The sequence below is a fragment of the Bradyrhizobium sp. USDA 4474 genome, assembly GCF_054057515.1.
Window position 1 is genome coordinate 882,723 of record NZ_JBSRZJ010000002.1, and the last position, 15,107, is coordinate 897,829.

General features: G+C 57.9%; 15 protein-coding genes. 5 read left to right on the top strand and 10 right to left on the bottom strand.

Annotation, left to right across the window (positions count from 1 at the left end; translation table 11 throughout):
- The first annotated feature begins 36 nt into the window (after positions 1–36).
- From ACVW16_RS06065 to ACVW16_RS06085, 5 genes are all read left to right on the top strand, one after another.
- A complete protein-coding gene (locus ACVW16_RS06065) occupies positions 37–300 on the top strand; it encodes a hypothetical protein (RefSeq protein WP_456802256.1) in 264 nt (87 codons plus the stop codon).
- Positions 301–1,022: 722 nt separating this feature from the next.
- Positions 1,023–1,466, top strand: coding sequence for a hypothetical protein (locus ACVW16_RS06070; RefSeq protein ID WP_456802257.1), 444 nt, complete (start codon positions 1,023–1,025; stop codon positions 1,464–1,466).
- 1,089 nt (positions 1,467–2,555) lie between these two features.
- Positions 2,556–2,864 (top strand): hypothetical protein, encoded by a 309-nt coding sequence (locus ACVW16_RS06075; protein WP_456802258.1) that lies wholly within the window; start codon positions 2,556–2,558, stop codon positions 2,862–2,864.
- A gap of 83 nt (positions 2,865–2,947) precedes the next feature.
- Positions 2,948–4,036 carry an acyltransferase family protein gene (locus ACVW16_RS06080; RefSeq protein WP_456802609.1) on the top strand — a complete coding sequence of 363 codons (1,089 nt, stop codon included), beginning with the start codon at positions 2,948–2,950 and terminating at the stop codon, positions 4,034–4,036.
- Positions 4,037–4,650: 614 nt separating this feature from the next.
- Positions 4,651–5,010 carry a hypothetical protein gene (locus tag ACVW16_RS06085; protein ID WP_456802259.1) on the top strand — a complete coding sequence of 120 codons (360 nt, stop codon included), beginning with the start codon at positions 4,651–4,653 and terminating at the stop codon, positions 5,008–5,010.
- A gap of 274 nt (positions 5,011–5,284) precedes the next feature.
- Here ACVW16_RS06085 and ACVW16_RS06090 read toward each other — a convergent pair whose 3' ends face one another.
- The 10 genes from ACVW16_RS06090 to ACVW16_RS06135 form a co-directional block, all read right to left on the bottom strand.
- Positions 5,285–5,818, bottom strand: coding sequence for a hypothetical protein (locus tag ACVW16_RS06090; protein WP_456802260.1), 534 nt, complete (start codon positions 5,816–5,818; stop codon positions 5,285–5,287).
- Between the two features lie 743 nt (positions 5,819–6,561).
- Positions 6,562–7,110 (bottom strand): tetratricopeptide repeat protein, encoded by a 549-nt coding sequence (locus tag ACVW16_RS06095; protein ID WP_456802261.1) that lies wholly within the window; start codon positions 7,108–7,110, stop codon positions 6,562–6,564.
- A 25-nt stretch (positions 7,111–7,135) separates the two neighbouring features.
- A complete protein-coding gene (locus ACVW16_RS06100; RefSeq protein ID WP_456802262.1) occupies positions 7,136–7,552 on the bottom strand; it encodes a hypothetical protein in 417 nt (138 codons plus the stop codon).
- A 12-nt stretch (positions 7,553–7,564) separates the two neighbouring features.
- Entirely contained in the window at positions 7,565–9,163 is a 1,599-nt protein-coding gene (locus ACVW16_RS06105; RefSeq protein ID WP_456802263.1) for a type II and III secretion system protein family protein, read from the bottom strand.
- 442 nt (positions 9,164–9,605) lie between these two features.
- Positions 9,606–10,022, bottom strand: a complete 417-nt coding sequence (locus ACVW16_RS06110; protein ID WP_456802264.1) for a TadE family protein — start codon at positions 10,020–10,022, stop codon at positions 9,606–9,608.
- A gap of 7 nt (positions 10,023–10,029) precedes the next feature.
- A complete protein-coding gene (locus ACVW16_RS06115) occupies positions 10,030–10,464 on the bottom strand; it encodes a TadE/TadG family type IV pilus assembly protein (RefSeq protein ID WP_456802265.1) in 435 nt (144 codons plus the stop codon).
- Positions 10,465–10,473: 9 nt separating this feature from the next.
- Positions 10,474–11,910 carry a pilus assembly protein TadG-related protein gene (locus ACVW16_RS06120; protein WP_456802266.1) on the bottom strand — a complete coding sequence of 479 codons (1,437 nt, stop codon included), beginning with the start codon at positions 11,908–11,910 and terminating at the stop codon, positions 10,474–10,476.
- Between the two features lie 3 nt (positions 11,911–11,913).
- Entirely contained in the window at positions 11,914–12,822 is a 909-nt protein-coding gene (locus ACVW16_RS06125) for a type II secretion system F family protein (protein WP_456802267.1), read from the bottom strand.
- Positions 12,819–13,748, bottom strand: coding sequence for a type II secretion system F family protein (locus ACVW16_RS06130; protein WP_456802268.1), 930 nt, complete (start codon positions 13,746–13,748; stop codon positions 12,819–12,821). The genes ACVW16_RS06125 and ACVW16_RS06130 overlap by 4 nt, the downstream gene beginning before the upstream one ends.
- The gene (locus ACVW16_RS06135) at positions 13,748–15,025 is read right to left on the bottom strand and encodes a CpaF family protein (RefSeq protein WP_456802610.1); all 1,278 of its coding nucleotides are present in this window, start codon (positions 15,023–15,025) and stop codon (positions 13,748–13,750) included. The genes ACVW16_RS06130 and ACVW16_RS06135 overlap by 1 nt, the downstream gene beginning before the upstream one ends.
- Between the last annotated feature and the right edge of the window lie 82 nt (positions 15,026–15,107).

The window sequence follows — 15,107 nt, forward strand, 5'->3', positions numbered from 1 at the left end:
GCATTTGCCCAGTGTTAGCATTTTCAAGTGCTCCCCGTGCGGCAGGATTATTTCAAGCAAGCTGCCGCGCACCAAACGAAGATAGAAGCTCCCAGCGGCTGGCTGATAACGCTCTTCTGGGCCTCATCTGGACGCGATGTGCTGGGTGTCGACGGGATTTCCGATTTCAGCGGGCTACACTCGCGCAAGCATGACCATGAAGTTCAGCTCTTCGCCTTTGACATCCTAGGCCTAGGCGGCGACGATCTTCGGTGGCTATCCCTGATGGAAACAGAACCTGGCGCAGCTCGCGCCGGCTGAGCAGCACAGGTCATAGTAGTGCGGACGGGCAAGCGGTTATTCTGACTTTTTGCCAACGACCCATCTCACGATGGGCCAGCCCACTACGACGGACGACGCGACCGCACCGATCATTCTTACGAAGGCGTCACCCACATCCTGATCGAAAGAAAATGGCGCTCTCTGATAGAAGATAAGCACGAGGATGACGCCAAGCGCGCAGCAAAGGGCAACTAGCAACCGAGAGACCTGCCCTTCCAGAGACGTGAGGCGATCGTTGAGTTTGTCGTGATCCACGGCCCTTCCACCTCATCGCACGTTAATTCGTCAGCCGACGGTCAAAAACTATCCAGATGCGGATTCGGCCACCTCGACCAGGCAAGACTATAGCCGAGCCTACCGCTCCTTCGCGCGATTGAACCAGGGAGTACCCCCAACGCGCCGGATTTCAGAAGAGCAAAGTGGTCCAGAAAACAGGCGGCCTGCGTTTTTTCATTGGACGACCCATCAAATTAGCCTTCGGCCCGAGAAATCCCCCTGGAGCGCGCGGCCCAATTGGAGCTATCGTTAACGTCCATCCGCTATCGTCGACAGTGCCACAACCAAGCAACTGGCGAAGGCACTCGCGCGGGCTGAGCAGAACAGGCTGGACGGCCAGGGAGATCGCTGCACCAACCGTGCGGCCAGACGAGCCGAGGCGATATGATCTTAAGCACCCACGCAGTTGTCGGCGGCGCCATCGCATGCCTATTCCCGTCGCACCGGTCCTCGTTGCGGTTGCGGCCTTCGCAAGCCACTTTGCGATCGATACGATCCCGCATTGGGATTATCCACTTCGAGGGATCACGTCAAAGTCCCGCGCCAACAATCACCGCCTGCTAGTAGATCAGAAGCTTTTCCTCGATTTGGCTCTTATCGGCTGCGATGCGTGCGCGGGTCTATTAATAGCAATTTGGCTTTTCGCGACGCCGGCAACGATTGAAGTGATCGTGCTCGGCGCCCTCGCAGGCATGAGGCCGGATCCCCTGCAGGTCGTGCACAGGTTGGTTCCGAAGCAGCCCCTGACGACCTTGCAACGTTTTCATAGATGGGCCCACACGAAGCGGAGGCTTGGTTGGCCGCTCGGCGTCAGTTCTCAAGCACTCTTTGCCGCATCCGTATCCTGGGTAGTTTTGACCGTCGGGTGAGGAACGAGGCCGGGGAATTACCCTTGCCGCTCCGGCGCCCAACCTAGTCAGATCAGACGAAGCATTGCGTCCGGCGACCGGCCATCACCGGGCCCTTCCGCTTTTGGCGCGGCATAACCGCACCGACAAACATACGACATTCACGGCTGGCCGATCGTGAGGGAGCCTCCCCCTAGTCCATGCCAATGGATACGGTGAGCGGTGGTTTACTGGTTCCGGCAGTGCGTTGACTAGGCCTACAGCGTGCGTCCCGTCGCGCTCTGTTCCACGATGATCCGTGCGAGCAGACCGGAGCCGAGCAGAATCACGCCCGCGAGCGTAACCGCCAAAAAGGCAAGAGACGTAAATTCTTCACGCAAATACGTTTCGACAACGAACTCACCGCACCCCGACCATTACAAGAGTGGAGATGCTCAGATGCTCAAGGCCGAGCAGCACAAGATGATGACTGGCGCAACTAAAGTTTGGTGAGACCGCATTGCTGGCTCTCCGAGTTAGAACACTCCCACATTAGGTCGGCCGCGTTTTGCCGTGACTTCGCGGTTGCCGGAAACGGGTTCCAATCCGAGGTCTTTGTTTCGTGCTTGCGCGGACGAACGAAGTCTCTTCACGGTTTCGCGAACGCGAAACAGAGCCAAAGACCGATGAATCCCTTCGGATAAGCCCCGACCTCCGCTTGCTTTTGACAGACGCAGTTCATTACGCTGACGCCAGCCCTCGTCCTAAATTGACATAGGGCTCACTTGTCGGCACGGTTACTTCAGGTCCATGCTGGCTGATTAGCGGATCCGGCGGCGGCCGCTTTAAGTCTGAATTAGGGGAGCCTTATCTTCATGGCGTCGCCGGTAATGCCGGAGCCGCACGCTGGCGCAACCTGTTGCAGGTTGCCGGCGCGAAACGAGCCTTAGCAAGCATCCAAGACGACGAGCCGGCGCGGCCGGCTGGTCGAGAAGTGGACCACAGTCGGCACCATTGCAGTCGGGCCTCATCGGTCGCTTCCTGTTATTCCCAGAACGCAACTGGTCCAGCGGCGTTGCTCGCCTCCTAATCGTAGTGATATGTTTTAGGTATTCGCACTGGGGATTGTTCATGAAGTTTCTTGGATCGGCGTCGTTTCTGGCCGTTTACTTCCTGTTTGCTGTCCCCGGCTCGGCCGAGGATAGGCCAAACGGACCACAACCTTTGTCGTCGTCTCGAGCACCTGCGAAAAGTTATATGGGCTTCGAGAAGCCTTGCCCGGACCAAAATCCAAACATGCGCGAGCCGCGCAGGAATGAAACCTGCGATTATGTAACGATCATCAAGCGCTGCGAAGGCGACCTGACGGAGCGCCTATTCCGCCAGCCGCGTGAGATCGGGGTGGACCATCCGCGGCGTCTTGCCTGTCATTCAGACTGAGTCCACAGTGGACTGAGTCCACAGTGGTAGGTTCACGCCAGGACGCGGACGCTGCCGCGAGTGTCGAGAAGCTGGGCGAGGGCATGCGGCCAGAATTCAGGGCGTTGACGGGGCTTCGAGGTGTGGCGGCAATGACCGTCGCCTACATACACTTCCAGCAATTATCGGGAAGCGCTCACGGGCTCTTTGCGTGGCAGCACGCAGCCGTTGACTTATTCTTCTGCCTCAGCGGGTTCACGCTGTCTTACGTCTATCGCAGGGAGCACTTTCAGTTTTCGAGCTATATCATCGCTCGAATTGCGCGGATCTACCCCCTTTACTTCGTCACTCTGATCATTGCTGGCGCGGGCTATATCTTACCGATAGCCATTAATCCTGAAAATTATCCCGTAAGCGCTGCCAGCACGGACTTTCTGCTGCAGCTATCGATGCTTAATTCCTTGCCGGTCATTGGTTCAGGCGTCTTCTGGAATCCTCCGGCATGGTCGATATCCGTCGAGTGGCTATGCTATCTTGTGCTGTTTCCACTCTTACTGCATGCAAAGGCACCGCGCTCACCTAACGCTCGACTGATCTGCCTTGTTGTACTCGGAGCAGCTTCATATGTTATTTTCGTGCAATACTTCGACGAGCACCTAACCGTACCCGAGCTATACGTCGCAAAGAGCCAATGGAGCTATTGGGTAAATCCAATCCGAGGCATCCTTGAATTCACGTCTGGATGGCTCGCCTTCTTCTGCTTCAACACGCAAGACGATCTATGCGTCTTCAGCGGGAGGCATTCGACATACATCTGGCTGACTTTTGTCGCCATTTTGGTGTTTCAGTTCTTCGGAATTGTCAGCTCGCAGGCCCTGATATTTCTCTTTCCGTTCGTGATACTTGCTGCGACAAATCCCGCCTCACTAACATCGCGGGTGCTGGCATCTACCGGGTTACATTTCATCGGCGTCATCTCCTACTCGATCTACATGACGCATGTGATCGTGCTTATGGCGTTCGGATTCGTCTTCGGGCTACCCGATACATGGCCGATGCAACTCTACGCCGTCACGATCGTCGCTGCCTTCGCCGTTTCGGTATGCAGCTTTTTTGCGCTCGAGAGGCCAGCGCGCAACATAATACGAATCTGGCGAAACTCCGGCCAGCGCCAAGCTTCTTCGGTTGGTTGAAGCCAAGGAGATCGTCGATGGGCCGGCCTGCGTGCTTTGCAACGACACTGGGTGGGTCTGCGAAAATCTCCTGATCAACCGTGACCGAATCACGCGCCTGCAGCCGTCCGGATCTCACTTTCCCGCCCCGCGCGGCTACGCGGCTACGATACGCTGACCGCTTTCATTCTGGGTATTTCAATGACCCGTGCAGTCTGGGCAATTGCCGCCCTCAGTTTTGTTGCAGGCGTGCTTACCTGATTACCGTCATTGCTCTTTTCGAAATTATGAAGGAGAAGCCCGCGCCAGCGGCGGTCGCATTGACCGACGATCAACCGTGGACGGCTGCGCTCGGCTGATCGAGGGAGCGAACACGCTCGCAGCCAGTTCCTGAAACTTCCGAACCTCCTCGGCTGTATTGCCATCTCTACCGCAGAAACCGGCCAGCGAAATTTCTGAGTTCAATCTCACGACCACAAAAACTGCTCGGCGTCGCTGAGCGCACTTATAGGGGGCGTCGCCCCACCAGCTAGCCGTCTCTCCGCCACCACGATGCCTGCCGTGCCTGAGTGGACAAACCCAGTCGGAACAGCCAAATGAGGGCTCCGAGTACATGAGCTCCAAGCGAAACACGCATGGCAAGGCCATTCGGCCGCCCTCGCTTTCGGCCTCAATTGGCGGCCGCGGGTTTCGAAACACGTCCCGCAGGCGCGACCGCAGAGGATAGCGTTGGACAAGCGGCCGAGCCGATCCTAAGCTTCGCCTATTGCGGAAATCGAAGCTTGCTAGGCGCGGTTCTGAGTATGGACTGGACCTACTATCTCGCGGGGGCTGCAGTGATCCTGCTTCTCCTTGCCTATCACCTGCATGGCAGGCTGTTCAGGAGGGATACGCTGCGGGACGAGAAACTGAATCGACTGATCGATGAACGCATCGATCGCATGGACCTGAAGCGTGACAAAAAGCAGGATCAATCGTCCCGCATCCCGCCCTAGCGGTCACCTTTTCCGCCGCAGCTCTGCAGTCTGCTTTCCGGCACGCGGTTAAGAGCGCTTGCATTCTTTGCTTTCGCACCCGGGGCCCCTTTCGGCGCCGCGGCAAGGCCCGCGAAATCTTCGGTTCGAGAGCCTGAGCCTGCTCAATGCCGCATTGTCAGCCGACCCGCGATTTTCCGCCGACATTTTGCCAGACCCCTTTTAGTTGCCGACCGCGAGCGCGGCCATTCCGGCATCTGTACGCGCAGCAGTTCGGCGGCGCGGCGAGGCGACGTCATGCGGTTGTTGGACGAGACGAAATCGTACGCAACCAACTTACCAAAGCGCTGATTTCCCTTCGCACGTGAAGGAAATAGAGAAGGTGCGTGATCGCAAAGGAGAGAAGGCAAGTCCCCAAAATGGTCGCCATCACGTACAGACCGGCACCGGTCGGGACCGCCACAGGAAGTAGCGATGCCTGCGTAACGGTGGGTACGAAAGCCTGCCAGGAAATGACCAAGAAGCCCGCATAGGCGGCGCTCAAGTGGGTAGCGACGGTAAAGGGAAGCCTCGATTTGGCCAGCAACCCGTAGCAGGCCAGCAGGAAAATCGGAAGCGCGACCCCGAACAACTGAAACCCTTCAATCGTAACGATGTAGCTCAAGAGTGCATCGCTTCGCTGAAAGATCCCGAACATTCTGAGGTTGACGAACCAGAGAAGTTCGGAGCTGGGGGCATATTGAAGAGCACGCGCGGCCAGTTCGGCGCAAAGCGTGGCGACAAAGAGCGCCAACGGTCCGACGAATTGCAACCTGAAAAGACGATTCATCAGAGGAACGCCAGTAGGTTAAGAAAAGCTTGGTCTGGCTTACGTCAGAAACGTTTAGGTTGTCTTAATTGTTCCCTGGCGCGGGGCTCGCTTTTTTGCCCATATCGATAAAATCAAGGGGCCGGCCTCGTGACGTCTCGGGCGGCACGATGGGACTGCTGCAGTCGGAAGCCCGCCCTGGAGGTTGAGCGCAGACCTGACTGCGGCGCGGCGAAAGTTCGAGAGGGCCTATTCGCTCGACCCGGGCAACCCGGTGACACCAGGCAACCGCGAGCTTCTCGATGGCAGCCGGCGGTTCATCGAAAGGCCGCTCAGCACAATTTTCAATTATTCGTTTGATTCTTGCGTACGAAAATGGGCATTGTTCTGTCGAGTCAATTTCGGGTAAAGTAATACCTAGATCGAATCGGCTGACCTGGCAGGCCGCAGCTTGGGAGACCTGTTTCGGCTTGGCCGGACATTTTCAAGGATACCGCGCGTAACGCGTTATCCTTCGGGGCGCATGCTCGCAGCGTACCGATTTAGTTTGCGCAGTTCCGGTATGAGCCGCCGCACCGCCGCACCGCCACCGCGGTGCCCTCACGAAGCCACCGCGGCCGGCGCTGCCTGTCGGACGTCCTGACAAGGATCGACATCATGCTTGAGGCGCGTATTCGGATGCGCGCCGCTGACATCCTCGACCGCCACCTAGCCCAAGGCGCGGCTTCCAGCGCCAATTATAAAATCGACACTCCGCCCCCACTTTAAGGCTGATTGTTCGGCGGCCTCTCAATGAACCGCCGGCTCCCATTGAGAAGCTCGAGGTTGTTGGCGATCACCGGGTTGCCCGGATCCAGCGAATAGGCCCTGTCGAACTTTCGCCGCGCCGCACTCAGATTGCCCCGCAGCATGTACGAATATCCCTGATCGTTCAGGACTTGAACGGTTTCACCGCCCAGCCGAATCGCTTGTGCATAGGCCTGATCGGCAAGATCAAAGCGGCGCAGCCGATCGTAGCTCGCCGCCAGCCCGATCCAGGCGGTGACGTCCTTCGGAGCCTTTTCGACCGCCTCCTTAAAATACCGCTGGGACAGTCCGAAATTGCCGCGATTGTAGTGCTCCAACCCCATCCGTACAGGTTCATCGGATGGATAATATTTGACGTCGGTCGGCTCCTGCACAGGGTCTGGACCGGCTGGAGCGCCGGGCGCAACGACAGCAGCGTCACGCACCGTATAATCTTGCACCGTCTCGCAAGCCGCCAAGGCCGTGGCCAGCGAGGCGCAAGTTAGCCAAACAAAAGCTCGCCGCATGAGGGTTTTCCAACGAATCATTGGTTTACCGTGGCGGGGGCGAGGCGCCTACGCCCGCCAAGGCACTTCCTGATCCAAGATAGATGCTACTCCCGTTGTTTGCGTCCACGGCCGCCCCGATTGCGCCCGCGGCTCCCATTGGCTCGTGCGCGAGGCCCGGCCCGTCTCCGCCGAATCTTGGCAACGGATCGCGCGGTTGGTTGCCGACACGATAGCGTTTGATAGTGCCATCAGTCTTCGCCGCTTGGGACACGATCCGGCGATCACCAACGTAGCTCGGCCAGGGATTGATCGTGTGGATCGCGGCGTTGACCTGCTTGGCGTCGCCGGCGCTCATGGTGATCGTGTCCGAACGCTGGAAATAACGATCCATCTCGTCATGGCCGGCCAGGCCGTTGCAGGCCCCTAACGTAAAGACCGCAAAAAGCGCCGTGCATCCCATATCGGTCGTCCTTCAATTGAGAGTCTTCACAACGGGTTGGTCGACGACAACCGCCGGCGCCGGTAAGCGCACATCGGGCGCGATGATGTGGCCGTAAGGCCCTTTAAGATCCCCGCCGGAATTGACGTAGTCATTGTAGCGCTTCTTTACTTCCATCTGGCCATTGAGGAAGAAATCGACATCATTGGCGGGCAGCCGCGAATCGAGAGGCGACGCCAGTTGCTGGCCAGGCACAGCCGGTGCGACCAGCCGCGGCGTCACGATGATGACCAAGTCTGTTTCTTTCTGTTGATAGGATGCGCTTCGAAACAACGCCCCCAGGACTGGTACCGAACCGATCCATGGCAATTGCTGGACATCTTGTGTGTTGCGGGTTTGGAGCAACCCGGCGATCGCAAAGCTCTGCCCATCGCGCAACTCAACCGTGGTTCGGGCGTTGCGGCTGGTCAAGGCGGGGACGGTCGTTCCCTGAATCTGTACTGCGTTGGTGAAATCGAGTTCGCTTACGGACGGTTCGACCCGAAGGTTGATTACGCCGCGGGAGAGCACGGTCGGCACAAAGGCCAGCTCAACGCCGAACTTCTTGAATTCGATGGTGACGGTCGGAAAGCCGTTCGTGGTGTTGGAGGCAACCGGCACCGGAAATTCACCGCCAGCCAGGAATCGCGCCGCGTCGCCCGACAGTGCCATCAGGTTGGGCTCGGCCAAACGACGCACCAAGCCTTTCTCTTCAAGTGCCTGGACAAACAGATCCACCGACGTACCGTTATTCAGCTTCAGTACATTGGTTAAGAGGCTACCGAATGGTTGAGTTGCGGTACCTATGAGCCCCGAGGCGGCACCGATAAGAGGAACACCTTGGGGGGTGCTGGCCGCGATGGGGGGGCCGGACGTTCCGCTCTGGCCAACCTGATTGAGACTGCCGTTCCCCGCGTGGAGGTTCACCCCCAGTTCGCGGCCAGCCGTTCGCGAGACCTCGAGGAAGCGAACCTCCAACATGACCTGCTGCGGACCCGCCACGTTAATGGCGTTGACGATTTTCCAGTCTGACGGAAAGCTGGCGGTCGCGATCGAAGTGGCTCGTTCGGCGGCGACCGCATCGGCCACCGTTCCGTTCAGGACCACTTGGCCTTGCGAAACAGCGACACGCACCCCGCTGGTGCCTGATGACTGAATCGTTTGTTGCAGACTGCGCGCCCGCTGCTGCAATTCACGTTGCAGATTCTCCGCATCGACCACCACATCGACATCAAGGATCCCGATCTGCTTCATCGAGTTATCGAACAGGATGACGTTCGTCGAGCCTGCCTGCTTGCCCTGGACGTAGATCACGTGATCGCTCAGCGACCTCACCTCGGCGATTTCGGGCGAACCCGACACAATCGTAGAAAACGCCGTTTCGACCCTAAAGGTGCGCGACTTGTTGACGATCACCTTGACGCGCTGGACGTCGCCGATCTCGCTGACGAAGACGCCGCCGGAGGAACTCTGCCGGTCTGCCGCCCCCGCGCCATTCGCCGCGCCAAATGCGGCAAGCACAGCGCCAAGGACGATCACGCCCAAGGCGGGAAACCGCCCATCTTCATTGCTGGCAATGCGCCGGCCGCTCATTCCACCCCCCCCTTCGCCGCAATCCAGCGCCTGTCCCGCAAATGGACGCCATGCGCTAAAAACTCGCCTCCGCGCACGTCATAGAGCTTACAACCGGTTTCGTGATAAATCGTTACAGCCGTATTTCCAATTCCTGGCGGGCACGCACGAACCAATTCCGGTCGGCGGAGCACACTCGTCTGTCGCCTAGCTCCGGCAAGATCATCATCCAGCACATGGCGCGTTTGCAAGAAGCGAACTGCACCCGACACTCCCAACGCGAGAGAAAATTGCCCAATGTTGCCAACGAGCACCACCACCCGCTCGGGAGCCGATGGAAGCGCGCGGAGCATTAAGACCTTTTCCAAAAGCGGCAACCACAGGTCGTAACGCGCCCGCCACAGTACAGCGGTCCTTTCGGGAATTCCCCTACGAAGCCGAAGCGCTCCGACATACATCTCGCTCAGTAGCTAAGCTGAGTATTCTGGGCGACCCGGGTTATGGTTCCTTGCCATACAGGCAGGATAAAGCCGAAATTGTAGCTCGCGCTCGCAGTAACCGCCATCACCCCTGTGGTAGCATCGGCCGTCGACCGAGAAGCGGCCGGCGTCGTTGCAAAGCCGCTCGCTGCGAGGAAGGGCACGGCCCCCTGCGCAGTGGCGACACTATTTGTCCCGGTCGATGGCAGTGCACATTGTGTGAGTTGCGACTGCCCAGCGCAGTAGATTAGGGTTTGTCGCACCAGTTCGCTCGCCAGCGTGCGAACCGAGTTTTGCGTAACATAGAACCTCGCCACATCAGATATCGCGACCAACATCAAAAAAAACGCCGTAAAGATGATAACGAGTTCAAGGGCGACAGCCCCCGCGTTATCAAGCATCTTGGTTCTACTTGACGCGGACTTCATAGCTTACTCTATTGCTGAATGATTGCGACCACCAAGGGGTTATTATGGAAGAAGCGGGCATACTGGCCGAGATTTGAATCAAGAACGGAGTATTGCACGTCGTTCCCGTCGCGATCGCGCTGCACGAGGTCGCTGTCCCCGCGCAGGAGCAAGTTACCGTCGGCGTTCCACTCAAGCTCCATCCCGAGGGAAGAGCGCTCGTTACGGTATTTTGAATGCCACTCGAATCGGTGGGGAAGAAGTAACGGGCATATTCTCCGCCTGCTCTAACGGCTGACTGTATGGCGGTCTGGCGTTGCGTTACGTCGCCAACTTCCACGACAGCGAACAGCAGTGGGACCAGCACAAAGACGGCGACGATTATGAACTCCAACGCCGCGGCCCCACGCTGATCCCGGAGGAAATTGTGGTACATAGCGTATTCCTACTGCACGAGGGCTATAGCCTGAACTTGGGCGGTCTTGGTGGTCGTGCCACATCCCGTCACGTTTTCCGTTGCGCTGCCGGTGAAGGTTAGCGACCAGCCGACGATCGACATGCACGTCGTCGAACTAGAGAATGTGTTGCCGGTTACGCAGACGCTCGCGTCGGGGAAGTACATGCCGCCATTCAGCGTAATGGTCGAGCTGCCTTGAATTGAGACCGGCGCACTACCGCAGGAACTGGTGTGCTGTGAATTCCGGTAGTCCATGTAGAAAAGCATGCCGTTATAATTCGTGTTGGCGTAGCTGGCGGTCGTTGGAGCACTCATGTTCACCGTTCCGCCGGTGATGTTCAAACTGGCTGAGTTACCACCATAATTTGGCGACGGACCGGTGAAAATGAAGGTGCAACCCGAGCAGCTGAGCGATCCGCCCGAAACCGTGATGCCAGAATTGAAAAAGAAATAGGTTCCCGAAGCAAGCACGGCACTGTCGCCGGCGTTATGGACGGTCAAGGTTTTTCCTACGCAGAACACGCCAGAGGAGATGACATACGGCGACTGGGCAGTTGTCGAATTCGTGCAATTCGTGCTGTTGACCGCCGCGGGAATCGCGGACGGGTCCTGCAGAGCTGCATATGGATCGGTCGTGGGGGGCTGGTACATCAGATTGCCTCCCGCAGTGCATGGGGTAGCAGAGCCAGACTGCGTACAGCCGCCTGCTCCGACCAAAATGAGGTTGGTCTGTGTTTTGTTGGCGCCGGCGCCATTGAATGTGATGGAGTCTCCGCCGGTCCTATTCGAAGCCAAAGAGCAGTTTGTTCCCGTGACTGACCCGTTGCCACTAAACGCAAGCCCCCCGCCCAAGGCCAAAGCACATGCGGGTCCGGTCACTAACAGCGCGGCAGTCGCCACCTCGCGGACGTTCTGCGAGCCCGATCCTACGATAAAGGAACTGAAGCTCCGCGGTTCTGCCCGAACCATTTGCGCCTGGACTGCGTTGCACGATGGCGTACAGGATCCACTGCTGTCAGCACTGAAGCTGCCGCCACTCCAGTTGCCCGGCTGGATGGTGACGGTTGTATTCGATCCCGACGTATATCCGTTGTCTGTCGCAACGCTGGTACCTGCTGTCTGGGCGTTGGAAAAGCCTGTTGCGCCCGCGATGGTTGTGGTGGCGTAGTTGAGCCCTCCCAAAACACCTGCAATGGCCGCAGCATCGGCAGCATTCTGTCCGTGCCGCCGCTCAAGGTACCAGGAGCTGACCTCCATTCCGAAGCCGGCAATCCCCAAGAACAAGGCTGAAGATGCGGCGAACATCAATGTGCTCACACCGCGTCTGTCCCGCAACCCATCCAAGGCTGGAACGAACCTCATCGCCGGCGAGAGGTGTATCATCCAATCGTAAGACCAGCTTTTGAACAGGGTAAACGTGCCCATGGCTTACTTCCCTGCGTTGGTGAACGTCGCTATGAGGCGCAGATACGGACTTCCGCCCAAGATGACGAACATGGCTGGAAGCATGAACAACACCATCGGAGCCGTCAGCTTGGCGCCCAACTTGTGTGCTCTTTCTTCCAGCTTGGTGATACGCTCTCGCCGTAGGTCGACCGCGACACTGCGCAGAGCCTGGCTCAACGGCGTTCCGTATTGCAGGCTTTGGCTGACAATGGTGCCGAATCGGCGAAGTCCCTCTGACGTAGATCCGAATTTCTCAAACGCCTCGCTGCGGTTTGGCAAGACCCTGAGGTTATCAAGAAGATCGTATAACACCCCGGCGGTCGCAGGATTCGTCTCGTTCATTTCTTCCGCAACGCGTTGCACCGCGCTCTCCAGCCCCATTCCTGCTTCGGTGCATACAACCAGCAAATCGATAGCGTCCGGCGTGCCGAGCCGAATGGCCGCATCAAAGCGCCGTTTGAGCAGCAACAGGATCAATCGCGGCCCCATGATGCCGATCACCCCGCCAACGAGGGTGAAGATCAACACATCGGTCAGTGGCTTCCCCGAAAGCTGCGCAACCACAAGCGCCCCGATTGGAAACAAGAACATGCTGACGGTTTTGACACCGATCCAGATTGGCAAGACTCGAAAATGATTGAAGCCGGATGATTGAAGGATCGTTCGCAGTTGTTCCAGATTTTCCGGAGCGTAGAAGCGCTGATACCTCGCGCCGAGCGATGAAAACAAACCGGTCACGTTCTGGATGGGGGCTGACTGGCCAGAAACACCGATCACGGCGTTCGACACCCTCGTGTTCAATGCACGAAGGTGAATTTCGCGGATGATCAACACCGCGGCCGCAGTCGCAACTGCTATGGCGGAGGCCGCTAGACCGAGAACAACACTCATAGTGCCGTATCCCTTCTGATCATCCAACGTATCACAAAGTGCCCGGCAAGCACCGAGCATACCGCATACGCTAGCAGTTTGTTTCCGGTCGGATCCGTGAACAGCAGAGAAATCGATTCCGGACTGAGCCAGTAGAATATCCCACCTACAATGACGGGCATGCATGAAAGGGCTCGCGAAGAAAAGATCACCTCGGCTGCCAGCGCCTTGGCGCGAGCAGCCAGCGCAACGCGCTGACTTACGGTGTCTCCCAGAGTCTGCAAAGTTTCAGCCAAACTGCCACCAGACTTCATCTGGACTGCCAGTGTCACCGCAAACATCGCATACTCTGCCACTTGCGTTCGCCGATAGACCGCCTCTACAGCTTCCTCGGGAGGCCTCCCCACACTCAATTCGCTGCATACGATCGCAAACTGCCCAGCCGTTGGTTGCGGCATCTCGCGTGAGATGGTGCGGAATGCTTCGTTCACAGGCAGCCCGGATCTAACAGTACTTGCCACTATCTGGATCGCATCAGGTAGCTGTCGAAAAAGTTGATCGGCGACGCGACGTTGCTGCCACCCAAACAAACCGCGTACCACCATGATGGCGACAATTGCCGCCGCCAGATATGCGTAGAGGGTGGTGAAATCCAGCAGGCTAGTAACATAAAGGACTGCCGCTGCCGCGATAACGCCGGCAAGGAGCGGATACGCAGGGTGCCAAAGGTAATTTGTCTCTGCGTTATAATTGACCAAGCGGTGGAACAACCGCTGTCGGGATCCGGCCTGTAGCCGACGGATGGAGGGCCGGCTCGCCGAATGTGAGGTTGGTAAAGCTATCGCTACCTGACGTACGATGCGGCTCTCTCGACCGTCGAGCCACAACGACACGACCGCTGCGCAGATCAGGAGCGCCAGGATAACGATGATCAATACTGGCAGCATTATAGTTGCCTCATAGCCTCAGCCCAAGCTCGATCAAGCCCATAATAGGCAAGACGGCTCTTGAATTTCGGGATTGAATGGGTGGACCGGTAGGCGCCCAAAATCCGCCCGTGAACATCATCCTCTTGGTACTCAAACGCCGCGATGTCATTGGTGGTGATCACGTCGGTTTCCAGGCCGGTCACCTCGCTGATTTGGACAATGCGCCGCTGTCCATCTCGCATGCGTTCCACTTGCACAATGACATCCAACGCCGCAACGATCTGAGCTCGAATCGCCCGCAGCGGCAGATTTGGCTGTCCCATCTGCACCATGTTTTCAATGCGGGTCAGTGCGTCGCGGGCGCTGTTAGCATGCACCGTGGAGATCGACCCATCATGGCCGGTGTTCATCGCTTGCAGCATGTCAAACGCTTCAGCACCGCGCACTTCGCCTACGACGATCCGGTCAGGACGCATCCGCAGGGCATTCCACACCAGATCGCGTTGTGTCACCTGCCCCGTGCCCTCGAGGCTAGGAGGCCGGGTCTCCAGGCTGATCACATGCGGCTGTTGCAGCTGCAACTCTGCGGCATCCTCGATCGTGACAATGCGCTCACTGTGATCAATGTGTTGGCTCAGGGCGTTCAACAGTGTCGTCTTGCCAGAACCGGTACCGCCAGAGACCAGAACATTGAGCCGAGATCGCGCGGCAATCTCCAGCAATTGTCTCATGGCAGCGGTCATTGTGCCGTTTTCGACCATTCCGGCCAAATTCAAACGGCGACTTGGAAATTTTCGGATCGAAATGCAGGGACTATGGATCGCTAGCGGCGGGAAGATGATGTTGACTCGGCTGCCATCCGGCAACCGGCAATCCACCATCGGGCTGGATTCGTCAACCCGTCGGCCAACTCGGGCCGCGATCTTCTGCGCCACCGACGCGATGTGCTCATTGTCGCGGAATCGCAGCGCGACCCGTTCCAGCTTTCCGTATCGCTCGACATAAACGTTACTTGGTCCGTTGACCATGATATCGTTGATCGATTCATCCAGCAGGAGCGAACGCAGCGGCCCGTAGCCGGTCATGTCGTCCGCAATCTCGTCCGCTAGCTGAAACTGCTCACGGCCGGACAATTCGAGCCGTTCCTGGTTGGCGATTCCATGGATGATTTCCTCGATCTGCCGCCGAAGAACATCGCGGGAAACAGTCGCGGCCACCGATGGTTCAATCTGCTCAATGACCCTTTCGCGCAGCGAAGCCGGCAGGTCGGCTCGTTCGTGCGACAAAACTTGCATCACGGCCTGGTCGATCGAAGGTTCGTCGCGGTTTGGCGTCAACGCGGGCAAGCCGGTTGGCGCGCCGTCCCTTTCCGCAGAT